Genomic DNA, 25009 nt, shown 5'->3' with positions numbered 1-25009 from the left:
ATTGGCGTTAGCGGAACCGCTTCAGGCAGAGCTCTTCAAAGGCCGGCCTCAGCAGGAACGGGTACTCGCCCACCCACAGCTTCAGTTGGGGCAGCCAGGCGTCGCTGATCGCCCCCACCCGTGAGAAGTCCTTGCGCTCGCTGAGCACCAGCACCCGCACCACCATGCCGGCCCGGATCTGCTGGTGCTTCTTCTCGAACGGGAAGCGCACCTTGCCGAGATAGCCCTCCTCATCCGCCAGCTCAAGGGTGAGCCAGGTGCGCCGGTTTTCCACCAGCTCGAGGCGGCCGTTGTTGTTGGCCTGCTCGCGTCGCTCCTCAACGATCTCGCGGGTGTACAGGTCGGAGACCTCACCCTCAAACAGGGCGGCAGCCGGATAGCGGCGCAGGGTGGCGTTCTTCTGGCCCGCCTCCAGGATCGGGCCCCAGAGCAGGTAGAGGGCAAACACCACGCCCACCACCAGAAACACCGGACCGAACTGGCTGGTGAACAGCAGCGTCTGGCTGATCAGCAGCGTGATCACGGCGCCGATCACCGAAATCAGCACCCGCTGCAGCACCTTGCGCGGGTTGCCGGTGCAGGCGTTGAACTGGGGGCCGGTGGCGACCGCCGGGATCAGGCGGGGCAGTTCCCCCGGTCGGAGCGGAATCAGCATGGCGTCAGTGTCAGGCCCGGCCGGGCTCAGAGCAACCTCTCGAGGCCATACACCAGGCCGCCCAGCTGGCGCACCTTGCGCACCGTGAGCAGCACGCCAGGCATGTAGGCGGAACGATCAATCGTGTCGTGGCGCAGGGTGTAGGTCTCCCCGGGAGCTCCGAACATGACCTCCTGGTGGGCCACCAGACCGGGCAGGCGGATGGAGTGGAGCCGCAGGCCGCTCTCGCGCTGGCCGCCGCGGCAGCTGGCCAGGGTTTCGTGCTCCTCCACCTGCTGGGGGTTGAAGGATTTACCCAGCTCCTCGATCAGCTCGGCGGTCTTGATGCAGGTGCCGCTGGGGGCATCGGCCTTGCGGTTGTGGTGCAGCTCGGTGAGCTCAGCGAAGTCGTAGAAGCGGGCGGCGGCGGCGGCGGCCTGCTGCAGCAGCACCATGCCCACCGAGAAGTTGGGGATCACAGCCCCGCCCACCGAGGCTTTGTCGGCAAAGGCGGCCAGATCGGACAGCTGCTGCGGGCTCAGGCCGGTGGTGCCGATCACGGGATGCACTCCGTAGGCAATCGCGGCGCGGGTGTGCTCATAGACCACCGAAGGGTGGGTGAAATCCACCAGCACCGCCGCGCCACCCTGGCGGGCAGCCTGGCTGGCCTGGCAGAGGGCTCCTTCGAAATCGGTGGTGATGGCCACCTCCAGCTCGCCCAGGCCGAGTTCGAGGCCCACATCGGCCCCCTCCTTGCCCGGGGTGGTGTCGATCGCCCCCACCAGCTCGCAATCCGCTGCCGCCAGCACCGCCTTCACCACTTCGGCGCCCATGCGGCCCAGAGCACCGGCCACCACCACGGGGATCGGCGCCGGGGGCGTGGTGGCAGAGCTGGACATGGCAACGAAGAGCAGTGGTCGCGAGCCTATGGCTCAACAGCGTGCAGCGCTCGCATCCGGGCGTCGCCCTCCGTAGATTCCTTGCCAGTGCTCACTCCCACCGCGCGCATGTTCACGCAGGTCCGCTCCACCAACCGCCGCGTCACACCGGGCGACGTGAATGGCCGGGCCGTGATGAAAGCCGTGTATGTGGTGCTCGAGCCCCAATATCAAAACGCCCTCACCCAGGCCGCCACCTCGCTCAACGCCCAGAACGGCCCCCTGGCCATCGAGCTGAGCGGCTACCTGATCGAGGAGCTGCGCGACCCCCAGAACTACGCCGACTTCCAGGCCGATGTGGCCTCAGCCGATGTGTTCATCGCCTCGCTGATCTTCATTGAGGACCTGGCTCAGAAGGTGGTGGAGGCAGTGGCCCCCCACCGCGACCGGCTCAAGGCGGCGGTGGTGTTCCCCTCCATGCCGGAGGTGATGCGCCTCAACAAGCTCGGCACCTTCTCGATGGCCCAGCTGGGCCAGAGCAAGAGCGCCATTGCCAGCTTCATGAAAAAGCGCAAGGAGGCCGGCGGCGCCGGCTTCCAGGACGCGATGTTGAAGCTGCTCAACACCCTGCCGACGGTTCTCAAATACCTGCCGGTGGAGAAGGCGCAGGACGCCCGCTCCTTCATGTTGAGCTTCCAGTATTGGCTGGGCGGCACGCCAGACAACCTCAGGAATTTCCTGTTGATGCTGGCCGATAAATACGTGTTCCCCAAGGGCGACAGCGACCGGCCCGCCGTGGTGGTGGCCGAACCGGAAGTGTTCCCCGACCTGGGCATCTGGCACCCCCTGGCGCCGGGGATGTTCGAAGACGTCAAGGAATACCTCAACTGGACCGCCAGCCGCAGCGAGCTATCGGAGGCGGCCCGCAAAGGCCCGGTGATCGGCCTGGTGCTGCAGCGCAGCCACATCGTGACGGGCGACGAGGCCCACTACGTGGCGATCATTCAGGAGCTGGAATACCGCGGCGCCACCGTGATTCCGGTGTTCTGCGGCGGGCTCGACTTCACCAAGCCGGTGAACGCCTTCTTTTACGACCCGCTCAACCCGGACGTTCCCCTGGTGGATGGGGTCGTGTCGCTCACCGGCTTTGCCCTGGTGGGCGGCCCGGCCCGCCAGGACCACCCCAAGGCCATTGAGGTGCTCAAAAAGCTCAACCGCCCCTACATGGTGGCCCTGCCGCTTGTGTTCCAGACCACCCAGGAGTGGGAGGAGAGCGACCTAGGCCTGCACCCGGTGCAGGTGGCGCTGCAGATTGCCATCCCCGAGCTCGATGGCGCCATTGAGCCGATCGTGCTGAGTGGCCGCGACGACGCCACCGGCAAGGCCCACACCCTGCAGGACCGGGTGGATGCCATCGCTGAGCGGGCGATTCGCTGGGCCTCGCTGCGGGTGAAGCCCCGGGCTGAGAAGAAGCTGGCGATCACCGTGTTCAGCTTCCCGCCCGACAAGGGCAACGTGGGCACCGCCGCCTACCTCGATGTGTTCGGCTCGATCCACCGGGTGCTCGAGGAGATGAAGGCCAAGGGCTACGACGTGCAGGATCTGCCGCGCGACTCCAAGGCGCTGATGGAGGCCGTGATCAACGACCCCGAAGCGCTACAGGGGGCACCCGAGCTCTCGATCGCCCACCGCATGAGCGTGGAGGAATACGAGCGGCTCACCCCCTACTCCGAGCGGCTCGAAGAAAACTGGGGCAAGCCCCCCGGCAACCTCAACAGCGACGGCACCAACCTGCTGATCTACGGCCGCCACTTCGGCAACGTGTTTGTTGGCGTGCAGCCCACCTTTGGCTACGAGGGCGACCCGATGCGGCTGCTCTATTCGCGCAGCGCCAGCCCCCACCATGGCTTTGCCGCCTACTACACCTACCTGGAGAAGGTGTGGCAGGCCGACGCGGTGCTGCACTTCGGCACCCACGGCTCGCTGGAGTTCATGCCCGGTAAACAGATGGGCATGAGCGAAACCTGCTACCCCGATTCGCTGATCGGCGCGCTTCCCAACCTCTACTACTACGCCGCCAACAACCCTTCGGAGGCCACGATCGCCAAACGGCGCGGCTACGCCTCCACGATCAGCTACCTCACTCCACCGGCTGAAAACGCCGGCCTCTACAAGGGCCTCAAGGAGCTGGGTGAGCTGGTGGGCTCCTACCAGCAGCTGCGCGAGGGCAGCCGTGGCGTCCAGATCGTCAACGCCATCGTGGAAACGGCGCGCCAGTGCAACCTCGACAAAGACGTGGCGCTGCCCGAGGTGGATGGCTCCGAGCTCGACCTCGACGGCCGCGATGGCGTGGTGGGGGCGGTGTACCGCCAACTGATGGAGATCGAGAGCCGGCTGCTGCCCTGCGGCCTGCACACGATCGGCAAGCCCCCCACCGCCGAAGAGGCGATCGCCACCCTGGTGAACATCGCTGCCCTCGAGCGCGAGGAAGATGGCCTGCGTTCCCTGCCGGGCCTGCTGGCGGAGAGCCGGGGCCGCACGATTGCCGACGTCTACAAGGGCAACGACGAGGGCGTGCTCGCCGATGTGGAGCTCAACTGCACCATCACCGAGGTGTGTCGCGCAGCGGTGGGCGCGATGGTGAAGGCGGTCACCGGCGCCGATGGCCGGGTGACCCTGCGTGAAAACTTCGGCTGGCTGTTCAAGCTGCTCGAGCAGTTTGGCTTCAAGCTGCCCAGCCCCTGGCTGAGCGCCTGCCGCAGCGCCGGCTTTGGCGAAGTGGATCAAGCCGAGCTCGACAAGCTGTTTGGTTATCTGCGCTTCTGCCTCGAGCAGATCTGCGCCGACATGGAGATGGAGAGCCTGCTCAAGGCCCTCGATGGCGAATACGTGCTGCCTGGCCCCGGTGGCGACCCGATCCGCAACCCCGGCGTGTTGCCCAGCGGCAAGAACATCCACGCCCTTGATCCCCAGTCAATTCCCACCCGCGCCGCGATTGCAGCGGCCAAGGTGGTGGTGGACCGGCTGATCGAGCGCCAGAAGGCGGAGCAGGGCGCCTGGCCCGAAACGATCGCCTGCGTGCTCTGGGGCACCGACAACATCAAGACCTACGGCGAATCGCTGGCCCAGATCCTCTGGTTCATCGGCGTGCGGCCCGTGCCCGATTCGCTCGGCCGGGTCAACAAGCTCGAACTGATCCCCCTCGAAGAGCTGGGCCGCCCCCGCATCGACGTGGTGGTGAACTGCAGCGGCGTGTTCCGCGACCTGTTCATCAACCAGATGGGCCTGATCGACCAGGGCGTGAAGATGGCGGCCGAGGCCGATGAGCCCCTGGAGATGAACTTCGTGCGCCGTCACGCCCAGGAGCAGGCCGAAGCCCAGGGCGTCTCCCTGCGGGATGCGGCCACCCGGGTGTTCTCCAATGCCAGCGGCAGTTATTCCTCCAACGTCAACCTGGCGGTGGAGAACAGCACCTGGGAGGAGGAGAACGAGCTGCAGGAGATGTACCTCTCCCGCAAAACATTTGCCTTCAACGCCGACAATCCCGGCGAGATGAACCAGAACCGAGACGTGTTCGAATCGGCGATGAAAACTGCCGACGTGACCTTCCAGAACCTGGATTCAGCCGAGATCTCACTCACCGATGTGAGCCACTACTTCGATTCCGATCCCACCAAGCTGATCCAGGGCCTGCGCGACGACGGCAAGGCGCCATCGAGTTACATCGCCGACACCACCACCGCCAACGCCCAAGTGCGCTCGCTGAGCGAAACCATCCGCCTCGATTCGCGCACCAAGCTGCTCAACCCCAAGTGGTATGAGGGCATGCTGAACAGCGGCTATGAGGGTGTGCGCGAAGTGGCCAAGCGGCTCAACTTCACCCTGGGCTGGAGCGCCACCAGCGGCGCCGTGGACAACTTCGTGTATGAGGAGGCCAACGACACCTTCATCAACGACCCGGAGATGCGCAAGAGGCTGATGGAGCTCAACCCCCACAGCTTCCGCCGCATCGTGGGCACCCTGCTGGAAGTGAACGGCCGTGGCTACTGGGAAACAAGTGACGAAAACATCGCCCAGCTGCAGGAGATCTACCAGGAGATCGAAGACCGAATCGAAGGTGTGACAGAGGCATGAACTGAGGGTTGAACCGCAGATCAAGCCCGCAGGGCATCAGCCATGCGGGCGGTCTGAACGATCGGCCCCACGTCGTGCACCCGCAGGATCCGCGCCCCCTGGGCGATGGCGAACCCGCACGCGGCCGCCGTGCCCCAGAGCCTGGCCCGAGGGCGGGGTTCGCTCAGCACCGCGCCGATGAAGCGCTTGCGGGAGGGGCCCACCAGCAGCGGAAAGCCCTCGGCCGCCAACAGCGCCAGGCCCCGCAGCAGCGCCAGGTTGTGGCCGGTGTCCTTGGCGAAGCCCAACCCAGGATCCCAGATCACCTGGGTGGAGCACACGCCCGCCGCCAGGGCGGTTTCGGTGGCCTCAAGCAGACCAGCGCGCACCTCCGCCACCACATCGTCGTAGTGCGCCAGCTGATCCATGGTGCGGCTATCGCCTCGGCTGTGCATCAGCACCAGGGGGCAACCCGCCGCCGCCGCCAAGCGCAGCAAGGCGGGATCGCGGCGACCGCCGCTCACATCGTTAATCCAGTGGGCTCCAGCCGCCAGGGCGGCCTCAGCCACGGGGGCGTGAAAGGTGTCGATCGAGAGCAGGGCGTTGGGATGGGCGGCGCGAATCGCGGCCAGGGCCGGTAGCAGTCGCTCCATCTCCCGCTGCGGCCCCACCTCCTCGGCACCGGGGCGGGTGCTCTGGGCACCCAGATCGAGCAGATCAGCCCCCTGGGCCAGCATCAGGCCGGCCTGCCTCACTGCCACCTGAGGCCGATCAAACCGCCCACCGTCACTGAAGGAATCGGGGGTGAGGTTGAGCACCCCCATCACGGCAGTGCGACCTCCCCAGGGGAACTGGGACTCGCCCATCAGGCGACTCCCCTCAGCGGCCGTAGTTGGCGATGCGGGCGAAGCTCACCGCATCGAGGGAAGCACCACCCACCAGCACGCCGTCGATCTCGCTCTGGGCCATCAGGTCGTCGATGGTGGCCGGATTCACCGAGCCGCCGTACTGCACCGTGACACTGGCATTGCCCACCCAGCCGCGGATCAGCCCGCAGATGCGGTTGGCCTCCTCGGCGGCGCAGGTTTTGCCGGTGCCGATCGCCCAGATCGGCTCGTAGGCCACGATCAGCCGGGTGGGGTCCACATCCTCCAGCCCCTGCTCGATCTGGCGGTGAATCACCCGCTCGGTTTCGTTGGACTCGCGCTGGTCGAGGCTCTCGCCCACGCACAGGATCGGGATCAGGCCATGGATCTGGGCGTTGCGGGCCCGCAGATTGATCTGCTCATCGCTCTCGCTGTAGTACTTGCGCGGCTCGCTGTGGCCCACGATCGCGTGGCTGACGCCGTGCTCCACCAGCATCGGCGCCGAGATCATGCCGGTGAAGGCGCCCTGGTCCTCCCAGTGCACGTTCTGACCAGCAATCTGCACCCCGGCCCCCGCGAGGTGGCGGCAGAGGGTGGGAATGGAGGTGAAGGGCGGTGCGATCACCACCTCACGGTCGCCAGGAAGATCAGCGATCAGCGGTCGAAACGTGGCCGCAAACACCCGCGTCTCGGCGCAGGTCATGTGCATTTTCCAGTTGCCCGCGATCACGGCCTTGCGCACTGGCCCACCCCAACGACGTCAGGAAAACCTAATGGGCCGCCGGTCACGCCCTGAACCCTGGATCAGGGCCGGGCTCGGGGCACCTCGCGGGGCGGCGTGAACAGCACTTCGCGGCCATCGAGGGCCACCGCATCCCCCAGGGCCAGCTGGCGGCCCCGGCGGGTTTCGATGGCGCCATTGACGCGCACATCCCCCCGCTGGATGCGCAGCTTGGCTTCGCCGCCCGTGCCCACCAAGCCTTGATATTTGAGGAATTGGTCGAGTTTCAAAGGTGGGGACGCAACGGTGGCGATAGCGTGACCGCATGCTTGCACCATCGCCGGCCGGGTTCCGTCACCTCTGGCCGCTGCTGAAGCCCTACCGCAGGCGCCTGCTGGCCGGTGGGCTGTGCATCCTGATCTACGTGAGCTGCTGGCCACTGCTGGCCTGGCTGGCCGGGCAGCTGATTCCCGCCATTGGCGCCGGCAACTTCCCGGTGGTGTTGCGCACGATCGCGGCGGCCCTGGGCTTGTTTCTGGTGCAGAAAGCGGCCCAGTTTGGCCAGGACACCCTCTTGGCCGGCCCGGCCCTACGGGTGAGCCAGGAGCTGCGCCGGGGCCTGTTTGCCCGGCTGCAGCGCCTTGAGTTTGGCGCCCTGGAGAAGCTCTCGGCCGGCGACCTCACCTACCGCCTCACCGAAGACGCCGACCGCGTTGGCGAGGTGATCTACAAGACCATCCAAGACACCACCCCCAGCGCCCTGCAACTGGTGGTGGTGTTGGGTTACATGGTGTGGCTCGACTGGCCCCTGGCCCTGGCCACCCTGCTGCTGGCCCCCCTGGTGGTGCTGCTCGTGAGCAGCTTCGGCGCCAAGGTGATGGCGGCGGCCGAGCGCAGCCAGAAGCAGGTGAGCGAGCTGGCCGGCCTGCTGGGTGAGGCGATCGGCGGGCTACCGCTGGTGCGGGCTTTCGCCGCGGAACCCTGGTTGCAGCAACGCTTTGACGCCGAGATCGACCTGCACCGCCGGGCCCGCTACCGCACCCTGAAGCTGCTGGCCCTGCAGCATCCGGTGGTGGGCTTCCTGGAGGCCGCCGGCATTCTCACAGTGCTGCTGATCGGTGCCGCCCGCATCCAGGCCGGTGGCCTCAGCAGCCAGGGGTTCAGCAGCTATGTGGCGGCGCTGCTGATGCTGATCGATCCGATCTCCCACCTCACCACCAACTTCAACGAATTCCAGCAGGGCCAGGCCTCGCTGCGTCAGCTGAGGGCCATTGAGGCGGAACCGGTGGAGGCACCCGACCGACCAACGGCCCAACCTCTCGGCCCCGTGCGTGGCGCGCTGGTGCTCGAGCAGGTGCGCTTCGGCTACAGCCCAGGCCAGCCTGTGCTGCACGACCTCAACCTGGCCGTTGAACCGGGGCAGGTGGTGGCGTTGGTCGGCCCCTCGGGGGCCGGCAAGAGCACCCTGTTTTCGCTGCTGCTGCGCTTCAACACCGCCCAGCAGGGCCGGGTGTTGCTCGATGGCCACAACCTCGCCGACCTGCGGGCCCGGGACCTGCGCCGGGCGGTGGCCCTGGTGCCCCAGCAGAGCAGCGTGTTTTCGGGCACCGTGGCCGAGGCGATCGCCTTCGGGCGGCCCGCCAGCGAGGCGGCGATCCGGCAGGCCGCCGAGCTGGCCAACGCCGCCGGCTTCATTGAGGCCCTGCCCCAGGGCTACGCCAGCCGCATCGAAGAGCGGGGCAGCAACTTCTCCGGCGGCCAGCTGCAACGCCTGGCCATCGCGCGCGCTGTGCTAGGCAACCCCGCCGTGCTGTTGCTTGATGAAGCCACCAGCGCCCTGGATGCCGAGGCCGAAGAGGCGGTGCAGCGGGGGCTGGAGCAGGCGATGGCGGGGCGCACCGTGCTGGTGATCGCCCACCGCCTCGCCACCGTTCAGGGTGCCGACCGGATCCTGGTGCTCGATGGCGGGCGCATCGTGGAGCAGGGCAGCCACAATGCGCTCATGGCACAGGGAGGCCGCTACCGCGAGCTCTGCGAGCGCCAGTTCATTCATCTACAGACGTGATGACGTGGGAATACCGGGTGATCCACATCAACGTGGAGAGCGGCAATCCACCAGGGCCGCCCTCCCCCGAGGCCGATAGTGAGCGGCTAGGCGGCGCCCTCAGCCCGGAGTTTCTGAAGCAGGAATTCCCCCAGCAGTACGACGCTGCCGCCACCAAGCCACGCCACCCGGCGGAGCAGCTGCAATTTTTCCTCAATGCCCTCGGCAAGGAGAATTGGGAGATGGTGGAGGCAGCCCAGGTGGGGCCCCTGCTGATGTTTTTCTTCAAGCGACCGGCTGGAGTCCCCCCCGTATCCTGAGGAGTCCAGTCATCTGTTTTCCGTGGATAGCGCCAGCCAAGCCGCCAGCAACCAGCCGCCCGTGCTCACCTTCGAAGGCAAGCGCTACGACCTCAACAGCCTTCCCGATGACATGAAGGAACTGGTGCGGGGCATGCAGGTGGCCGATGCCCAGCTGCGCATGCACGAAGACACCCTCAAGGTGCTGGCCGTCGGCCGGCAGGCGATGGCCAGCCAGCTCAACGACAAGCTCCAATCGATCACCCCCCTCCCTTAGCCCCTGCTGGCTCCGAAGTCGTACTGACGGGTGAGCCGGAAGACGGTGCCGGAGAGCAGCAACACACCAATCAGGTTGGGGATCACCATCAAGCCGTTGAGAATGTCGGCGATGGTCCAGATCACACCACCGGTGGCCACGGCACCGATCACAACCACGGCCACCCACACCAGTCGGAACGGCTTGATTGCCCGGGTACCGACCAGAAACTCCAGGCAGCGCTCGCTGTAGTAACCCCAGCCAAGAATCGTGGTGCCGGTGAAAAACACCGTGCCGAAGGTCACCAACCAGGCCGAGCCAGGCAGTCCCTTGTCGAAGGCACTCATGGTGAGCGCGACGCCACTCTCACCACTGCCGTAAAGGCCGCTGATCACAATCACCAGGGCCGTCATCGTGCAGATCACGATGGTGTCGATGAAGGTGCCGATCATGGCCACGCTGCCCTGCAGCACCGGATCACCTGGCTTGGCGGCAGCCTGGGCGATCGGGGCCGTCCCCATGCCGGATTCGTTGGAGAAGATGCCGCGGGAGATGCCGGCCCGGATCACGGTGCCGAGCGCACCGCCAGCCGCCGCCTTGCCGCTGAAAGCGTCATTGAAGATCAGACCGAAGGCCGCTGGGATCTCGCCGATGTGGGCCAGCAGGATCACCAAAGCACCTCCTACGTAAACAGTCGCCATCAGCGGCACCACCACCTCTGTGACCTTGCCGATCCGCTCGATGCCACCGATCAACACCGCAAAAGCGATCACCGCCATCACCAGGCCAGTCGCCAGTTCGGGGACGCCCATCGACTTGTTGAGCGCCAGGGCCATCTCATGAGCCTGCACGCCATTGCCGATGCCAAAGCCCGCCAGGGTGCCAAAGACGGCAAACAGGCTCGCCATCCAGGCCCAGCGGGGGCCGAGACCATTACGGATGAAATACATCGGCCCGCCCACGTGCTCACCGAGGTCATCGACCTCGCGGTGATGAACGGCGAGCAGTGATTCGGCGTACTTGGTGGCCATGCCCACCAGGGCGATCAGCCACATCCAGAAAACGGCACCGGGGCCACCGAGGCTGATGGCTCCGGCCACACCGGCGACGTTGCCGGTGCCGATCGTGGCGGCCAGAGCCGTGCTGAGGCTGGCGAACGCACTGACGTCACCCTCGCCCTGACTGTTGCGGATCGAATCAATTGCCTGGCGGAAGCCGTAGCCGAGCCGTCGCAGGGGCATGAACCGCAGCCCCACCATCAGATACAAACCGGTGAGACCCAGCAACCAGAGGGTGAGCGGGCCCCACACCAGGGAGTTGAGCGCGTCCAGGAACGGCAAGGGATTGGCCGCAGATTTGCAGCGATCGTGCCAGCCCAGAGCTGATCAGGCCAGTGGTTCGAGCGCTTCGAAACGGAAGACCTGACGGCCGGCGGGGGTGTCGCCGAAGGCATCCGTCTCCACCACCCGCTCACTCAGCACCCAGGGGCCAACATCGGCCAGCGGCACGAAGGTGTCGGTGAAGCGGCTGGTGCCGCCCTTGGCTTCGCCGCTGGCGGGGTCGCTGTACTGGCTGGTGTAGCTACGGCTCAGGTAGCCGCTGCCGGTGTCGGTGGTGCTCTCGGTAAAGATCGTCACCACGGTGCCGTGGATGTGGCGGTGCACCATCGTCACCACGTCGTCTTTGATCCGGTAGCGGTCGCCGGTGTTCTTGCCGCCCACGATCACCTCGGTGCCCACCGCATCGGTGTCGCCGGCGGTGAAGGTGTTGGCGCCGTGGGTTTGCTCGAAGCTGCGGCGCACCCTGTGGATGGCGACCTCCCACAGCTGGGAGGCCACGGCTTTGTGGATCGCCTCATCGGCGATGCCCTCCACCGTGGCCTTGAGGTCGGCACCCACCACGAAGGTGCCCTCAGCCCGCTGGTCGGGGGCACCGGCAGCGCCGGGCTGCTCCCACACGGCACGGCCCTTGTAACCACCAAAGCCCGGCTCCCAGGTGTAGCGGTTCTCGTAGGCGGCACGGAAGGCAGCGGTGCAGTCGCTGCCGGGAGCAATCAGAGCGGGGCTGGTGGGAGCCTCGGGGGTTGCTGTCACGGAATGAAGCGATGCAAGGCCCACAACCCTAACGAGTGCCGGCGTGATGAATGTCCTGCAGGGCATTCACCTCGAGCGTCTGCTGCTGCAGGGCCGTAATCGCCTCGAGTGCCGCGCGGGCCCCCGCAAGAGTGGTGACCGTGGGCACGGCGTAGTCGAGGGCAGCCCGGCGCAGGTATTGGTCGTCGTGCACCGCCTGGCGGCCGATCGGCGTGTTGATGATCAATTGGATCCGGGCCGAGCGGATCGCATCTTCAATGTTGGGCCGGCCCTCGTGCACCTTGAGGATCGATTCCACCGCCAGCCCGGCAGCCCGTAGGGCCTCGGCCGTGCCGCTCGTGGCGATCAGGGCAAAGCCCAGCCCCACCAGCCGCTGGGCCACGGGCACCAGGGCGGCCTTGTCGCGGTCGTGGGTGGACAGGAACACCGTGCCACCGGTGGGTAGGGCCTCATTGGCGGCCAGCTCCGCCTTGGCGTAGGCCATGCCGGCGCTGCTGGCGATGCCCATCACCTCACCGGTACTGCGCATCTCGGGACCCAGCAGGGTGTCGGAGCCCGGGAAGCGCTTGAACGGCAGCACCGCCTCCTTGACGGTTTGCAGGGGGGGGATGGGCTCGGCTGTGAGCCCCAGCTCCGCCAGGGTGCGGCCGGCCATCAGCTGGCTGGCCACCTTGGCCAGGGGCACGCCGGTGGCCTTGGCCACAAACGGCACCGTGCGGGAGGCGCGGGGGTTGGCCTCGATGATGAACACCCGCTCGCCCAGCTCGGGGTCGTTCTGCACGGCGAACTGCAGGTTGATCAGGCCGCGCACCCCAAGGGCCACGGCCAGGGCCCGGCTCCACTCGCGGATCGTGGCCAGGGCCGCCTGGCTGAGGCTCACCGACGGCAGCCAGCAGGCCGAGTCGCCCGAGTGGATGCCCGCCGGCTCGATGTGCTCCATCACGCCGCCGATCACCACGACGCCGTCGCCGTCGCAGAGGGCATCGACATCCACCTCGATGGCGTTGTTGAGGTATTGGTCGATCAGCACCGGGTGGTTGGGCTCCACCTGCACCGCTTCCACCATGTAGCGGTTGAGCTCGTCTTCGCCGTACACCACCTCCATGGCGCGGCCGCCGAGCACATAGCTGGGGCGCACCACCACGGGGTAGCCCACCCGCTCTGCCACGGCGCGGGCCTCGGCCTCGCTGCGGGCCAGGCCGTTGCGGGGTTGGCGGATCTCCAGGCGGCGCAGGATCGCCTCAAATTGCTCCCGGTCTTCAGCGGCGTCGATCGATTCGGGGGAGGTGCCCCAGATGCGGGTGCCAGTGGCCAGCCCCTCGGGTGAAGCCAGCCAGCGCAGCAGCGGGATCGCCAGCTTCAGCGGTGTCTGACCACCGAACTGCACGATCACGCCCTCGGGGCGCTCCACCTCGATCACGTTGAGCACGTCTTCAAGGGTGAGCGGCTCGAAGTAGAGCCGATCGCTGGTGTCGTAGTCGGTCGAGACCGTTTCCGGGTTGCTGTTCACCATCACGGTGGCGAAGCCCTCGGCCTGAAGGGCAAAGGAGGCGTGGCAGCAGCAGTAGTCGAATTCGATGCCCTGACCGATGCGGTTGGGACCGCCACCCAGGATCATCACCTTGCGGCGGCTCTCGGGCTGCACCTCGTTTTCGGGTGGCACGATCTCCAGCCCTCCGGCCGCATTGAGGCGCTCCAGCGGCCGCTCGTAGGTGGAGTAGTGATACGGCGTGCTGGAGGCAAACTCCGCCGCACAGGTGTCGACGGTTTTGAACACGGCGTTCACCCCCAGGGCCTGGCGGTGGCGGCGCACCTCCAGCTCCTGGCTGCCGGTGGCCCAGGCGAGCTGACGATCCGAAAAGCCCAGCTGCTTGAGCTCGAGCAGGCCCGGAGCCTCGAGCTCTGTCAGCTGGCGGCCCAGCAGCAGCCGTTGCTCGGCCTCGAGGATGCGGCGCAGCTTGGCGAGAAACCAGGGATCAATGGCGCTGAGCTGGTGGATCTCATCGTCGCTGCGGCCGGCGAGCATCGCCGCGCGCACAGCGAAGATCCGCTCGGGGGTGGCGGTGCGCAGGGCTCGCTCCAGCTCAGTGGGCTCCCAGCTGGGATCGGGGCGGTCGCAACCCCAGCCGGCATGGCCCGTTTCCAGGGAGCGCAGCGCCTTCTGAAACGACTCCTCAAAGCAACGGCCGATCGCCATCGCCTCCCCCACCGACTTCATCGAGGTGGTGAGCACCGCCGGGCTGCCGCGGAACTTCTCGAAGGCGAAGCGGGGAATCTTCGTGACGACGTAATCGATCGTGGGCTCGAAGCAGGCCGGCGTGGCACCGGTGATGTCGTTGACGATTTCGTCGAGGGTGTACCCCACCGCCAGGCGGGCAGCGATCTTGGCAATCGGGAAACCCGTGGCCTTGGAGGCGAGCGCCGAGGAGCGGCTCACCCGCGGATTCATCTCAATCACCACCACGTCGCCGTTGACGGGGTTGATGGCGAACTGAATGTTGCTGCCGCCGGTGTCGACGCCGATCTCGCGGATGATCGCGATCGACTGGTCACGCAGCCGCTGGTATTCGCGGTCGGTGAGGGTCTGGGCCGGAGCGACGGTGATCGAATCACCGGTGTGCACCCCCATCGGGTCGAGGTTTTCGATGCTGCAGACGATCACCACGTTGTCGGCGGTGTCGCGCATCACCTCCAGCTCGAACTCCTTCCAGCCGAGCAGCGACTGCTCGATCAGGATCTGGGAGACGGGGCTGGCCTCCAGGCCGCTCTTGCAAAACGCCCGAAACTCCTCAGGGTTGTAGGCGATGCCGCCGCCGCTGCCGCCCAGGGTGAAGGCAGGACGAATGATGCGCGGATAGCTGCCGATGGCCTCACCCACCCGCTCAGCCTCATCCAGCGTGTTGGCGATGCCCGAGGGGCACACCGCCACGCCGATGCGCTCCATCGCCTCCTTAAAGAGAAGCCGATCTTCCGCCTTCTGGATGGCCTCAAGGTTGGCGCCGATCAGCTCAACGCCGTGCTTGGCCAGGGTGCCGTTCTGGGCGAGGGCGACGGCCAGATTGAGGGCGGTCTGACCGCCCATGGTGGGCAGCAGCGCATCGGGCTTCTCGATCTCGATCACCCGGGCCACCACCTCGGGGGTGAGCGGCTCGATGTAGGTGCGATCCGCCATATCCGGATCGGTCATGATCGAGGCCGGGTTGGAATTCACCAACACCACCTCAAAGCCTTCGGCGCGCAGGGCCTTGCAGGCCTGGGTGCCGGAGTAATCGAATTCGCAGGCCTGGCCGATCACGATCGGACCCGAGCCCAGCAGCAGGATGCGCCTGAGGTCCGTGCGGCGGGGCATGGGGGTATGCAAGCCAAACCCATCCAGCCTCTCACGGGCCCCCCAGGCCCACCTCGCCAGGCCGGTTCAGCCGACACCCCCAGCCGCTGGGTGGAGAATCGCTAACCTGATCCTTAACGTGGTTACACGCCCGATGAGCGAACTCCAGCGCCTGAAAGGGCTGCTGCCTCCCGAACTGCAGAGCTGGGTGTTTGTGGAAGCGGCCGCTTCGGTGGAGCCGCCCCTGATCACCATCGAGGAAATCGGTCGCGACGAGGTGGAGGTCCAGGTGGATCTGGAGAAGTGGGATGCCCTGGCGATCGACCACCGCAACCTGCTCTTCTGGCATGAGGTGGGCCGCATCCAGAACGACACCGTGCCCCGTGACGGTTGGGAGATGGCCGCCCTGGCCATCGGCCTGGGTGGGGCCATTGGCGAGCTATGGGTGCAGGACGGCCTGTTGCTGGTGATGGCCCTGGGGCTCTCCGGCTTTGCCGGGTACCGGCTCTACCTCAAGAACAACTCCGAGAAGCGCCTGCAGGACGCCATCGCCGCCGATGAGCGGGCGATCGACCTGGCCACCCGCTTCGGCTACAGCCTGCCCAATGCCTACAAGAGCCTGGGGGGCGCCCTCAAGGAGCTGGTAGAGCAGACCCGCAAGAAGAAAAAGCGCACCTTCTACGAAGACCGGCTCGAGGCCCTGCGCAAGAGTGCAGGCAAAGCCCGCGCCGAAATGGCCCAGCAGCATGGCTCCCGCCAATCGGTGACCAGCGAGAACGTCTATGGCTGAGCCTCAAGCAACCGACCTGGACAGCAAGCAGTTGGCCCAGCTGGCCGCTGAAGCCTGCGACGACCGCAAGGCCGTCGACATCCGCTTGATCCGGGTGGATGAGGTCAGCTCCCTGGCCGACTGGTTTGTGATCTGCAGCGGCCTCTCCGATGTGCAGGTGCGCGCCATCGCCCGCTCGGCGGAGGATCAGATCGAAGAGACCACAGGCCGGCTGCCCCTGCGCCGGGAGGGCCAGAAGGAGGGGCGCTGGATGCTGCTCGATTACGGCGAGGTGATCGTGCACGTGCTCACCCCCAGCGAACGCACCTATTACGACCTTGAATCCTTCTGGGGCCACGGTGAACAGGTGCGCTTCGTATCGTCCACTCAAGCCGTTTCGCCCTGAGCGCCATGCCTTGCCCGGTGCCGCCCGAGCAACGGCCCCTGCAGGAATACGAGCAGTTGCTGGCGTCCTGGTTTTTCGTGTGGCCCTCCCAGAGCCTCGCCGGACTGCTAAAGCCCCTGGCCACCAGCTGGCTGCTGCTGCTGCCCGTCACGGTGCTTGTAGCCAGTGGCAGCTGGGTGCTGCGCCACCACCCGGCCCAGTTGGTGCTAGCGGGCATGGTGGCGGCCGTGGCCCTGCCAATCCTGCTGCTGGTTCGCCAGTGGCTGGGCTGGACCTACGTCCACAGGCGCCTGGTCTCCGAGCGGGTGGAGTACGAAGAATCGGGCTGGTACGACGGCCAGGTGTGGGAGAAGCCCCTGGCCTGGCGCCAACAGGACCTGCTCGTCGCCCAGCACCAGGTGCAGCCCGTGCTGCGGCGCTTGCAGCAGGGTGCGGCGCTGGCGGTGATCCTGGCCTTGGCGGGGGCCAGCCTCTGTCAGGCTCTGTGAGATCGGTTCCCGGGCTTCTGTGACCCTGTCCTCCAGTTTTGGTGGCACTGCCCGCGGGGGCGTCCCTCCCCTGGAGGTGCGCCTGCTGCGCAACGGCATCGTCGAATCCCGACACCGGGTTCATGCCGTGGTGTGCGACGGCCGGGGCCGGGTGTTGATGCGGGCCGGTGATCCCCAGCAGCTGAGCTTCGTGCGCTCCGCGCTCAAGCCCTTCCAGGCCACCGTGTTTGTGAGCAGCGGCGCGGCGGAGCAGTGCAACTGCGGTGAACGGGGCCTGGCCATCGCCTGCGCCAGCCATGCCGGCACGGCCATGCACGCCCGCGAAGCCTTCAAGCTGCTCTGGGGTTCGGAGATCGAAGCCGAGCAACTGCAGTGCCCCGTGCCCGACTGCGGCAGCAGCCCCCTGGAGCACAACTGCTCCGGCAAGCACGCCGCCTTTCTGGCCACCTGCCGCCGGCTGGGCTGGAGCACCGAGAGCTACCTGCAGAAGGAGCACCCCCTGCAGCAGGAGGTGCTCAAGCGCGTCGGTGATCTGCTCGCCCAGCCCGCCGCCGAGCTGCTCACCGCCCGCGACGACTGCGGCGCCCCCACCCTGCAGCTGCAGCTCGCCCAGATGGCCCTGCTCTATGCCCACCTGGGGGCCGGCAGCCAGGCCGACCTGGAGCGGCTCAGCCGGGCGATGCTGGCCCACCCGGAGCTGGTGGCGGGCGAGGGCCGCTTCGACACCGAACTGATGCGCCGCGGCCACGGCCAGGTGGTGAGCAAGGGCGGTGCCGAGGGCATCCAGTGCCTCAGCCGCGTCGGCGAGGGCATGGGGGTCGCGATCAAGGTGGAGGACGGCTCCGCCCGGGCCAAACATGCGGTGGCCCTGCACCTCCTGGAGCAACTCGACTGGCTGACGCCGATGACCCTGGAGGAGCTGCGCAGCCAGTTCTTGCAGCCAGCTCCCCATCTGCGCCTCGAGGTGCTCGGGGAGCTGCGCTTCGACTGACCCGCTTGACGGAACCAGCTGGAGGGACCACCCCGACTGGTATGGTTGGGAAGTCGACGCGGGGTAGAGCAGTCTGGTAGCTCGTCGGGCTCATAACCCGAAGGTCGCGAGTTCAAATCTCGCCCCCGCCACCACATCCTCAAAACCCCGGCAGCCCCCTGTCGGGGTTTTGTTTTGGTTGGTCCTGGGATGGCCCAGGTCCCGATCCACCCTCTGTGCCGCTCCGCCCGATGAAGGCCCCCACCCCAACGCGCCAACCGGACGCCATCGTGGTGGGCTCCGGTGCCACCGGCGGCGTGGCGGCGATGGTGCTGGCGGAAGCGGGGTTGCAGGTGCTGGTGCTGGAGGCGGGCCCAGACCTGTCCTCCCGCCAGGCCTTCGGCAGTGAACCGCTCAACACGGCGCGGCGCGTCGCCCACATCGCCAGCGGCAAGCAGCGCCTGCAGCGCCACCACCCGGGGTTCTGGAAACACAACCCCAGCCTGTTCGTCGATGAGCAGCGCAACCCCTACTCCACCCCCGACGATGCCCCGTTTCTGTGGAGTCGCGGGCGACAGGTGGGGGGCAAAAGCCTCACTTGGGGCGGCATCACCCTGCGCCTCTCCGACTACGAATTTCGGGCAGCAGAGCGCGATGGCCAAGGGCCCGGCTGGCCCATCGGCAGCGCCGACCTCGCCCCTTACTACACCCGGCTCGAGCAACTGCTGGAGGTGCATGGCGCCTGCGACGGCCTGCCGCAGTTGCCCGATGGCCACTTTCTGCCGCCCTTGCCCTTCACCCCGGGGGAGCAGCATCTGCAGGAGTGCATCGGCCGCGATCTCGGTCTGCCCCTGATCGCCTCTCGGGGCTTCAACCTGCACCGGGGCCCGGGCTGGCCCCGCTCCTCCAGCCAGGGCCGCACCCTGGCGCGGGCCCGAGCCACCGGCCGCACCCAAGTGCGCAGCAACGCCGTGGTGAGCCATCTGCTGCTCGATGGCAACCAGGCCATGGGGGTGGTGCTGGTGGATGGCCGCACCGGATCCCAGGAGCGGATCGACGCGCCACTGGTGGTGCTCTGCGCCTCGACGATCGAAACGCTGCGGATCCTGCTGCACTCCAGCGAGACCCAGCAGCGCGGCGGATTGATCGACCCCTCGGGGAGCCTCGGCCGCTACCTGATGGACCACATCTCCAGCAGCCGCTTCTTCTCGATCCCGGATGTGGCCGCCCCCGGCGAAGCGCCGGAGCTCTCAGGGGCAGGCAGCTGCTTCATTCCCAACACCGTCAACCTGGAGCCCGGTAGCGAGGTCGGGTTCCATGGCGGTTACGGCCTCTGGACGGCGCTGCAACGCTTTGATCCGCCCGCCCTGCTGCAACGCCACCGCGGCGAGGCGGTGGGCTTCCTGATCGGCCACGGAGACGTGCTGCCCAACGCCGACAACCGGGTCAGCCTGAACACCGAACAGCGCGATGCCTGGGGGCTACCGACCGCCCACATCGCCTGCCGCTGGGGTGAGAACGAGCGTCGCCTGGTGGCCCACATGCACGAACGCATGGCGGCCGTGGTGGCCGCCGGTGGAGGGCAGATCCGACCGATCGAAGACCTGTTCGTGCTGCCCCTGCTGGAGCCCTGGATCCGCAGCAGCCTGGCGGTCAGCCCCGAGGCGCCACCCCCCGGCTACTACATCCACGAACTGGGCGGCGCCCGCATGGCCGCCTGCGCCGAGGACGGCGTGGTGAACTCCCTCAACCAGTGCTGGGGGGCTCCCAACGTGCTGGTGGTGGATGGCGCCTGCTGGCCCCGTGCTGGCTGGCAGAGCCCCACCCTCACCGAGATGGCCATCACCTGGCGGGCCTGTGAGGCTGCCGCCAGTCGCTTGCGCCGGGGCGACTAGACCTCCGGGCCCCCTCGGCCAGAAAAGTTGTCGTCTCACGATCCTGTGTCGATCGCCACAATCGACGCTGGGCAAGCTGCGCACAATGAGCCCGCGACCTGTCACAGGGTCGGGCAAGGGAAATTCAGGCGGAGGTTGGCCCCTCCGCTTTTTTTTGCGCCAATTCCGCGCAAACCTTCAGCGGCGCAGGAACAGGCCGTTGAGGTAGTGCTGGGTGACCCCCTGGTCGCTGCAACCGTTCTGGAACAGGAAGCTGGCCAGGGCGGAGGAAATCAGACGGTATTGATCCCAGTTGGGATGGTCGTTGAGGAACTCCCGCATGCCCTCGAACAGCACCTCGGGCACCTCGGCTTCGAGGCTGATGCAGCACGGCTCCGGCTCGATGCAGCACGCTTCCGGCTCCATGCAGCGTTCCAAGTGACTGCGCTCGGTGCTCATGGAAAACGACCAATGGCTGGGGACGGCCCCAGTACGCCATACCAACGGCGGGTGCGTCAAAGCGCTGCAGCTGGCTCACCCCCGCGCCAATCCAGCCTGAGATTGCCTGTGCTGGCGGACGCCTGGAGCACCCAACCAGCACCGCATGGCGGAGTAGGCCACTTCGGGCTGGAACTGTCAAGGCTTGCTTGAACAAAAGCGGATATTCCCCAGGGGCACGGCCCCAACGGGCTCAAAGACCCCATTTCTGGGGAAAAACCCCAGGAAAACGGGGGAAAACAGAGGCCAAATGGGGAAAGAGGCGATAGATCAGCAAGGCTGATGCACACGAGTCTCGCGAGACCCTGGCCGCGCCGAGACCAATGAGCTACTCGAAACACCACGGAAATCTTCCGAATTGGTGCCTTTGATCACCGTTCCCTCACCCCTCAGGTGGCACCACCGGAGCGGAGGGTGCGGGGGCCGAGGGGATGGTCGGCGTGGGGGTAGGGCGGATGGTGATGCGCGTGATCGTGGCTGTGCCCAGACCCGTGATCGTGGGCATGGCCACCGAGGGGAATGGGCACCCCATCGGGCTGGCAGGCACCGGTGCATTCCCGCTCGCAGAGGTCGCAGCCGTCGGTGAGCCCCTCCACGTGGTGGTGGTGGCTGTGCTGCGGTGCCCCCACTTCGGTTTCAAAGCCGAGCACCTGGGCGCGGTACTTACACAGCGAACAGTTCATGTTGGTGTCCCCCCGCACCACCTCGGCCACCCGTTCCACAAAGGTGTCCAGCACCAGGGGGTGATCGGCCAGGTACGACGCCTTCACAAACTCCACGTCGGGATGGTCCTGGGCCACCCGGTCGGTGTGCTGCTGAATCCGGCTCACCAACACCCCTGAAAAGAGGAAATAGGGGAACACGACAACCCGCCGGTAGCCAAGCCGCACCACATGGCGCAGCCCCGGCTCCACCAGCGGGAACGTGACGCCGGAGTAGACGGTTTCGCCCCAACCGAAGCCGAAGCCCTCCACCAGCATCCGCGTCACCTTGGCGACGTTGGAGTTGGCATCAGGATCGGACGAACCCCGTCCCACCACCACAAGCAGGGTGTCGTGCAGTGGCACAGCGTCGCCGGCCTGCTCGAGGGCTTCGCGGATCCGGGCTCCAGCCGCCTGAATCATCTTCAGATCGACCCCGAGCTCCCGGCCGTAGTCGATGCGCAGGCCCGTCTCGGCTGCGTAGGTGTTGAGCACCGACGGGATGTCGTTCTTGGCATGACCGGCGGCAAACAGCATCGCCGGCACAGCCAGCACATGGGTCACGCCTCGGGCCCGCAGCGCCTCCAGGCCATCGCGCAGGATCGGCCGGGCAAATTCCAGGTAGCCGTATTCCACGGGCACTGCTGGCAGAAGCGCCTGTAGGCCCTGGGCCAGCTGGGCGAATTCGGCCACCGCCAGCCGGTTGCGGCTGCCATGGCCGCACACCAACACCCCAATCGGTCCATGGGGACCATCCCTGAGGTCGGGGCTGGGAAGGGAAGCCATGGCCGTTCACACCAGTTGCGACCCTATTCCGGCAGCCCATCACGGGCGGCACCGGGCAGGATGGGGAAACTCAGGCCGCCCACGCCGCCATGGCACTGCGCCTCCCCCCCTACAAGCCGTTGCCGGCTCCCAAGCCGGGATCGGCACTGGTGGAGGTGCCGATCGCCCAGCTGCGACCGACCCAGCTCTGTGTGGGACTGGCGGAAGTGCACAGCCGGCTGAGGGATTTCAGCGCTGAAAATGCCCGGGAACGGCGCTCCTATCTGGGCAGCAAGCCGGTGCCCCTGGTGCGGAACCGGCGCGGCGACGTCTGGATGGTCGACCGCCACCACCGCCTGCGGGCCCTGATCGAGATGGAGCCGGAGGCCACCGCCTTCGGCTATCTGGTGCTGGAGCTCGACACCGACGACCACCACAACGTGCTCGATGCCCTGCACCAGCGTGGCTGGCTCTACCTCTATGACGGCCGCGGGCTCGGCCCCCTCGCCCCCTCAGCCCTACCCGAGATGCTCACCGGTCTGCAGGACGACCCCTACCGCAGCCTGGTGTGGAAGCTCAAGCAGGAAGGGGTGCTGGCGCCCGCCCCGCTGATTCCCTTCCACGAATTCCGCTGGGGGGCCTGGTTGCGCAGCCGCCCCCTGCCGCCCTTCAGCTCAGAGCAGCTCGAGCCCGCCCTGCCCCGCGCCCGGGCCCTGGCCCGCTCCAGTGCCGCCTCCCACCTGGCGGGCTGGAAAGGAACGCCTTAATCCCCGCGCCGCGTGATCGCAAGCTGGCTCACCGAGAACCCCCTGGCGGTGTTTGCCCTGCTGCTGGGGGTGAGCGTGTTGGTGCCACCACTGGTGCGTCGGCTCCACCTACCGGATCTGGTGGGTCTGCTGATGGCGGGTGTGCTCATTGGCCCCTTCGGCCTCGGCTGGCTGAACCAGGAGGAGCCCACGGTGAAGCTGCTCTCCGATGTGGGCGTGATCTACCTGCTGTTTATCGCTGGGCTGGAGATCGAGCTGGCTGAATTCGCCCGGATCCGCCTGCGCTCCCTTCGCTTTGGGCTGCTCACCTTTGCCCTGCCGATGGCCGGCGGCTTGCTGCTGGGGCTGGGCTTTGGCTACTCCCTGCTGAGTGCCGTGCTGATCGGCTCGATCCTCTCCTCCCACACCCCCCTGGGCTACCCGATCGTGCGCAGCTACGGGGCCATGCGGGAGGAAGCGGTCACCGTCGCCATCGGCGGCACGATCCTGACCGACATCGCAGCCCTGGTGGTGCTGGCCCTGTGCATGGGCCTGGCCCGAGGGGATCTGACCGCAATGGGGGTAGTGGCCCTGCTGCTGCGGGTGGTGGTGTACGCCGCCCTGGTGGTGCTGGTGATCACCCGCGTGGGCAAGGCCCTGGTGCAGCGCAACGTCAACAACGACAGCCCGTTGTTTGTGGCGGTGCTGCTGGCGGTGTTTCTGGCGGCCCTTGCCGCCGAACTGGCCGGCGTGGAAAAGATCGTGGGTGCCTTCCTGGCAGGCCTGGCTGTGAATGCGGTGTTGCCGGAAGGGCGGGTAAAGGAGCAAGTGATCGTGGTGGGAGCCACTCTGTTCATCCCGGTCTTCTTCATCGACCTGGGTCTGATGCTGAATCTGCCGGTGTTTGCCCGCACCATGGCGGGATCGCTGTTTGCCCTGCTGCTGATCGCCATCCTGATCGGCAGCAAGGGGCTCGCCGCCTGGTGGGCCGGACGCCTCTACCGCTACAACGGCGCCCAGATGCTGACGCTGTGGTCGCTGTCGTTGCCCCAGGTGGCTGCCACCCTGGCCGCCACCTTCGTGGGGTTCCGCGGCGGGTTGCTGGATGAGCAGATGCTCAACAGCGTGCTGGCCCTGATGGTGGTGACGGCCAGCCTGGGGCCCTGGCTCACCGCCCAGGCGATGCCCCGGTTGGGGGCATCGGCCGCCGCCGCTTTAACGCCCGCCAACGACGGCCAGCTGGCCTTGCGGCGGAAGGGTTTGGCGGTGCTGGTGCCGATCGCCAACCCGGAGCAGGAGCGACGTCTGCTCGAGCTGGCCCGCCTGCTGGCGGGGATCGACACCGCACCTGCAGGCGGCGCACCCGCAGGCCGGTTGCTGCCCCTCAAGGTGGTGGCCCCCGAGCGGGCCGCAGCCGGCCGCGCCTGGCTGCAACAGGCCCAGGCACAACCAGTGGTCCAGCCGCTGCTGCGGGTAGACAGTGATGGCGCCCTGGGCATCGCCCGGGCGGCCCTCGAGCAGGACGCAGATCTGGTGGTGATGGGGCTGGCAGCTCCCGACCGCCTGGGCCGCCGGCTCTTGGGTGACTGGCTGTTTGGCGATCTGGTGGATGCCACCTGCCGCCTGGTGTCCTGCCCGGTGGTGGTGGCCCGTCTGCAGCAGGCCCCCAGCGCCAGCCAACGCCTGCTCGTGCCCATCAAAGACCTCACCGCCGCGGCACTGGAGCAGTTCCAGCTGGCCGAGCGCCTCGCCTCCAGCAGATGCCAAGCCGGAGCCAGCACCGCAGCCCAGGCTGGGGCGACGATCACCGTGCTGCACCTGCACGATCCCCACCTGCCGGCCGCCGAGCGCGATCAGCTCCTCGCCCAGCTGCAGCGCTGGGGCGAAGGGCCGGTGCCGGTGGAGATCGTGCTGCAGCCGAGCCAGGCCATCGAGGCTGATCTGCTGGCAGCCAGCGCCAGCCACGACCTGGTGATCCTGCGCTCCCAGCGGCGGGTTGTGGCGGGCCTGCCGATTGCCGCGAGCGACCGGGTGGGTCGGTTGCTGCGCCGCCTGAACTGCTCCACGCTGGTGATCAGCGATCCCCTGCGCAGCTGATGCCCTACCGCCACCTGCTCGTGCCCACCGACGGCTCAGAGCTCTCCGGCAAAGCCGTGCAGCAGGCCGTGGAGCTGAGCCAAAGCCTCGGGGCGCGACTCACCGTCTTCCACGTGCAGACCAACTTCCCGATCTCCCTGGTGGGCGTGGGTGAACTGGTGGATCCCCACACCGTGGATGCGCTGGTGACAGCTGCGCGGGACAACGCCCAGCAGATCCTGGCGGAAGCCGCGGCCGTGGCCCAGGCCGCGGGGGTCCCCTGCGACCAGAACACCGTGGTGCATGCCCTGCCCTCTGCAGCGATCGTGGAAGCCGCCGGCCGCCATGGCGCCGATCTGATCGTGATGGCCTCCCACGGCCGCCGCGGACTGGAGGGGATGCTGCTGGGCAGCGAAACCCACCGGGTGCTCACCCACAGCGCTTGCCCGGTGCTGGTGGTGCGCTGAGCCCGCCTGAAGACAGC

The 25009-nt window shown here is 67.2% G+C and carries 22 protein-coding genes and 1 tRNA gene; 13 read left to right on the top strand and 10 right to left on the bottom strand.

Annotated elements, in window-relative coordinates:
* Positions 1 to 7: 7 nt before the first annotated feature.
* Both KBY57_RS07995 and dapB read right to left on the bottom strand, forming a co-directional pair.
* Positions 8 to 655, bottom strand: coding sequence for a hypothetical protein (locus tag KBY57_RS07995; protein WP_254995340.1), 648 nt, complete (start codon positions 653 to 655; stop codon positions 8 to 10).
* Positions 656 to 681: 26 nt separating this feature from the next.
* Entirely contained in the window at positions 682 to 1533 is an 852-nt protein-coding gene (gene dapB / locus KBY57_RS07990) for a 4-hydroxy-tetrahydrodipicolinate reductase (protein WP_254995339.1), read from the bottom strand.
* Between the two features lie 108 nt (positions 1534 to 1641).
* Between dapB and KBY57_RS07985 the strand changes: the two genes are divergently transcribed.
* Positions 1642 to 5646: a magnesium chelatase subunit H gene (locus tag KBY57_RS07985; RefSeq protein ID WP_254995338.1), complete on the top strand. Its 4005-nt coding sequence runs from the start codon at positions 1642 to 1644 to the stop codon at positions 5644 to 5646.
* A gap of 20 nt (positions 5647 to 5666) precedes the next feature.
* On the opposite strand, the gene folP is transcribed toward KBY57_RS07985, so the two are convergent.
* The 3 genes from folP to KBY57_RS07970 form a co-directional block, all read right to left on the bottom strand.
* The gene (gene folP / locus KBY57_RS07980; protein WP_254995337.1) at positions 5667 to 6491 is read right to left on the bottom strand and encodes a dihydropteroate synthase; all 825 of its coding nucleotides are present in this window, start codon (positions 6489 to 6491) and stop codon (positions 5667 to 5669) included.
* Positions 6492 to 6504: 13 nt separating this feature from the next.
* A complete protein-coding gene (gene tpiA / locus KBY57_RS07975; RefSeq protein WP_254995336.1) occupies positions 6505 to 7233 on the bottom strand; it encodes a triose-phosphate isomerase in 729 nt (242 codons plus the stop codon).
* 62 nt (positions 7234 to 7295) lie between these two features.
* Positions 7296 to 7502 (bottom strand): RNA-binding S4 domain-containing protein, encoded by a 207-nt coding sequence (locus KBY57_RS07970; protein ID WP_094559334.1) that lies wholly within the window; start codon positions 7500 to 7502, stop codon positions 7296 to 7298.
* Positions 7503 to 7537: 35 nt separating this feature from the next.
* Here KBY57_RS07970 and KBY57_RS07965 point away from each other — a divergent pair, with 35 nt between their 5' ends.
* From KBY57_RS07965 to KBY57_RS07955, 3 genes are read left to right on the top strand one after another with little or no spacing between them, the layout of a single operon-like run.
* The gene (locus KBY57_RS07965) at positions 7538 to 9277 is read left to right on the top strand and encodes an ABC transporter ATP-binding protein (RefSeq protein WP_254995335.1); all 1740 of its coding nucleotides are present in this window, start codon (positions 7538 to 7540) and stop codon (positions 9275 to 9277) included.
* A complete protein-coding gene (locus tag KBY57_RS07960) occupies positions 9277 to 9576 on the top strand; it encodes a hypothetical protein (protein WP_094559336.1) in 300 nt (99 codons plus the stop codon). Before KBY57_RS07965 ends, KBY57_RS07960 begins: the two co-directional genes overlap by 1 nt.
* A 22-nt stretch (positions 9577 to 9598) precedes the next feature.
* The gene (locus tag KBY57_RS07955; protein WP_254995334.1) at positions 9599 to 9832 is read left to right on the top strand and encodes a DUF6447 family protein; all 234 of its coding nucleotides are present in this window, start codon (positions 9599 to 9601) and stop codon (positions 9830 to 9832) included.
* On the opposite strand, the gene KBY57_RS07950 is transcribed toward KBY57_RS07955, so the two are convergent.
* The 3 genes from KBY57_RS07950 to carB are packed head-to-tail and all read right to left on the bottom strand — an operon-like array spanning position 9829 to position 15253.
* Complete coding sequence (locus KBY57_RS07950) at positions 9829 to 11151, bottom strand: alanine/glycine:cation symporter family protein (RefSeq protein WP_254995333.1); 1323 nt, start codon at positions 11149 to 11151, stop codon at positions 9829 to 9831. The genes KBY57_RS07955 and KBY57_RS07950 overlap by 4 nt on opposite strands.
* A 45-nt stretch (positions 11152 to 11196) precedes the next feature.
* Positions 11197 to 11904: a DUF3386 domain-containing protein gene (locus KBY57_RS07945; protein WP_254995332.1), complete on the bottom strand. Its 708-nt coding sequence runs from the start codon at positions 11902 to 11904 to the stop codon at positions 11197 to 11199.
* A 28-nt stretch (positions 11905 to 11932) separates the two neighbouring features.
* The gene (gene carB / locus KBY57_RS07940; RefSeq protein ID WP_254995331.1) at positions 11933 to 15253 is read right to left on the bottom strand and encodes a carbamoyl-phosphate synthase large subunit; all 3321 of its coding nucleotides are present in this window, start codon (positions 15251 to 15253) and stop codon (positions 11933 to 11935) included.
* 133 nt (positions 15254 to 15386) lie between these two features.
* On the opposite strand from carB, the gene KBY57_RS07935 reads away from it, so the two are divergent.
* The 6 genes from KBY57_RS07935 to KBY57_RS07910 all read left to right on the top strand — a co-directional run bounded on the left by KBY57_RS07935 (position 15387) and on the right by KBY57_RS07910 (position 19760).
* Positions 15387 to 16022 (top strand): DUF3318 domain-containing protein, encoded by a 636-nt coding sequence (locus KBY57_RS07935; RefSeq protein WP_254995330.1) that lies wholly within the window; start codon positions 15387 to 15389, stop codon positions 16020 to 16022.
* The gene (rsfS, locus tag KBY57_RS07930; protein ID WP_254995329.1) at positions 16015 to 16407 is read left to right on the top strand and encodes a ribosome silencing factor; all 393 of its coding nucleotides are present in this window, start codon (positions 16015 to 16017) and stop codon (positions 16405 to 16407) included. The genes KBY57_RS07935 and rsfS overlap by 8 nt, the downstream gene beginning before the upstream one ends.
* 5 nt (positions 16408 to 16412) lie before the next feature.
* Positions 16413 to 16895, top strand: a complete 483-nt coding sequence (locus KBY57_RS07925; RefSeq protein WP_254995328.1) for a CGLD27 family protein — start codon at positions 16413 to 16415, stop codon at positions 16893 to 16895.
* 19 nt (positions 16896 to 16914) lie between these two features.
* Complete coding sequence (locus KBY57_RS07920; RefSeq protein WP_254995327.1) at positions 16915 to 17886, top strand: asparaginase; 972 nt, start codon at positions 16915 to 16917, stop codon at positions 17884 to 17886.
* A 57-nt stretch (positions 17887 to 17943) separates the two neighbouring features.
* Positions 17944 to 18020 (top strand) — tRNA-Met (locus tag KBY57_RS07915).
* Between the two features lie 96 nt (positions 18021 to 18116).
* Positions 18117 to 19760, top strand: a complete 1644-nt coding sequence (locus tag KBY57_RS07910; RefSeq protein WP_254995326.1) for a GMC oxidoreductase — start codon at positions 18117 to 18119, stop codon at positions 19758 to 19760.
* A gap of 177 nt (positions 19761 to 19937) precedes the next feature.
* Here the strand turns inward: KBY57_RS07910 and KBY57_RS07905 are convergent, their stop codons facing one another.
* Both KBY57_RS07905 and KBY57_RS07900 read right to left on the bottom strand, forming a co-directional pair.
* The gene (locus KBY57_RS07905) at positions 19938 to 20198 is read right to left on the bottom strand and encodes a DUF2811 domain-containing protein (protein ID WP_409996425.1); all 261 of its coding nucleotides are present in this window, start codon (positions 20196 to 20198) and stop codon (positions 19938 to 19940) included.
* A gap of 428 nt (positions 20199 to 20626) precedes the next feature.
* Entirely contained in the window at positions 20627 to 21724 is a 1098-nt protein-coding gene (locus KBY57_RS07900) for a sirohydrochlorin chelatase (protein WP_254995325.1), read from the bottom strand.
* Positions 21725 to 21813: 89 nt separating this feature from the next.
* Between KBY57_RS07900 and KBY57_RS07895 the strand changes: the two genes are divergently transcribed.
* Genes KBY57_RS07895 through KBY57_RS07885 form a run of 3 tightly spaced genes read left to right on the top strand, consistent with a single transcriptional unit; the run spans position 21814 to position 24992 of the window.
* On the top strand, positions 21814 to 22470 hold the full coding sequence (locus KBY57_RS07895) for a ParB-like protein (protein ID WP_254995324.1): 657 nt from the start codon (positions 21814 to 21816) through the stop codon (positions 22468 to 22470).
* A 12-nt stretch (positions 22471 to 22482) separates the two neighbouring features.
* A complete protein-coding gene (locus KBY57_RS07890; protein ID WP_315859787.1) occupies positions 22483 to 24546 on the top strand; it encodes a cation:proton antiporter in 2064 nt (687 codons plus the stop codon).
* A complete protein-coding gene (locus KBY57_RS07885) occupies positions 24546 to 24992 on the top strand; it encodes a universal stress protein (protein ID WP_254995323.1) in 447 nt (148 codons plus the stop codon). The genes KBY57_RS07890 and KBY57_RS07885 overlap by 1 nt, the downstream gene beginning before the upstream one ends.
* Positions 24993 to 25009: the final 17 nt, after the last annotated feature.

It is taken from the genome of Cyanobium sp. Aljojuca 7D2 (genome assembly GCF_024346415.1).
Classification (GTDB): Bacteria; Cyanobacteriota; Cyanobacteriia; order PCC-6307; family Cyanobiaceae; genus Cyanobium_A.
Note: the sequence above shows the minus strand (reverse complement) of the source record. Positions and strands in the feature narration are given on the sequence as shown.

What these genes read in the sequence shown, in the direction of transcription:
- KBY57_RS07995 (WP_254995340.1), bottom strand. Translation starts at nt 655, where the DNA reads ATGCTGATTCCGCTCCGACCGGGGGAACTGCCCCGCCTGATCCCGGCG.
- dapB (WP_254995339.1), bottom strand. Translation starts at nt 1,533, where the DNA reads ATGTCCAGCTCTGCCACCACGCCCCCGGCGCCGATCCCCGTGGTGGTG.
- KBY57_RS07985 (WP_254995338.1), top strand. Translation starts at nt 1,642, where the DNA reads ATGTTCACGCAGGTCCGCTCCACCAACCGCCGCGTCACACCGGGCGAC.
- folP (WP_254995337.1), bottom strand. Translation starts at nt 6,491, where the DNA reads ATGGGCGAGTCCCAGTTCCCCTGGGGAGGTCGCACTGCCGTGATGGGG.
- KBY57_RS07965 (WP_254995335.1), top strand. Translation starts at nt 7,538, where the DNA reads ATGCTTGCACCATCGCCGGCCGGGTTCCGTCACCTCTGGCCGCTGCTG.
- KBY57_RS07960 (WP_094559336.1), top strand. Translation starts at nt 9,277, where the DNA reads ATGACGTGGGAATACCGGGTGATCCACATCAACGTGGAGAGCGGCAAT.
- carB (WP_254995331.1), bottom strand. Translation starts at nt 15,253, where the DNA reads ATGCCCCGCCGCACGGACCTCAGGCGCATCCTGCTGCTGGGCTCGGGT.
- KBY57_RS07935 (WP_254995330.1), top strand. Translation starts at nt 15,387, where the DNA reads ATGAGCGAACTCCAGCGCCTGAAAGGGCTGCTGCCTCCCGAACTGCAG.
- rsfS (WP_254995329.1), top strand. Translation starts at nt 16,015, where the DNA reads ATGGCTGAGCCTCAAGCAACCGACCTGGACAGCAAGCAGTTGGCCCAG.
- KBY57_RS07925 (WP_254995328.1), top strand. Translation starts at nt 16,413, where the DNA reads ATGCCTTGCCCGGTGCCGCCCGAGCAACGGCCCCTGCAGGAATACGAG.
- KBY57_RS07910 (WP_254995326.1), top strand. Translation starts at nt 18,117, where the DNA reads ATGAAGGCCCCCACCCCAACGCGCCAACCGGACGCCATCGTGGTGGGC.
- KBY57_RS07905 (WP_409996425.1), bottom strand. Translation starts at nt 20,198, where the DNA reads ATGAGCACCGAGCGCAGTCACTTGGAACGCTGCATGGAGCCGGAAGCG.
- KBY57_RS07900 (WP_254995325.1), bottom strand. Translation starts at nt 21,724, where the DNA reads ATGGCTTCCCTTCCCAGCCCCGACCTCAGGGATGGTCCCCATGGACCG.
- KBY57_RS07895 (WP_254995324.1), top strand. Translation starts at nt 21,814, where the DNA reads ATGGCACTGCGCCTCCCCCCCTACAAGCCGTTGCCGGCTCCCAAGCCG.
- KBY57_RS07885 (WP_254995323.1), top strand. Translation starts at nt 24,546, where the DNA reads ATGCCCTACCGCCACCTGCTCGTGCCCACCGACGGCTCAGAGCTCTCC.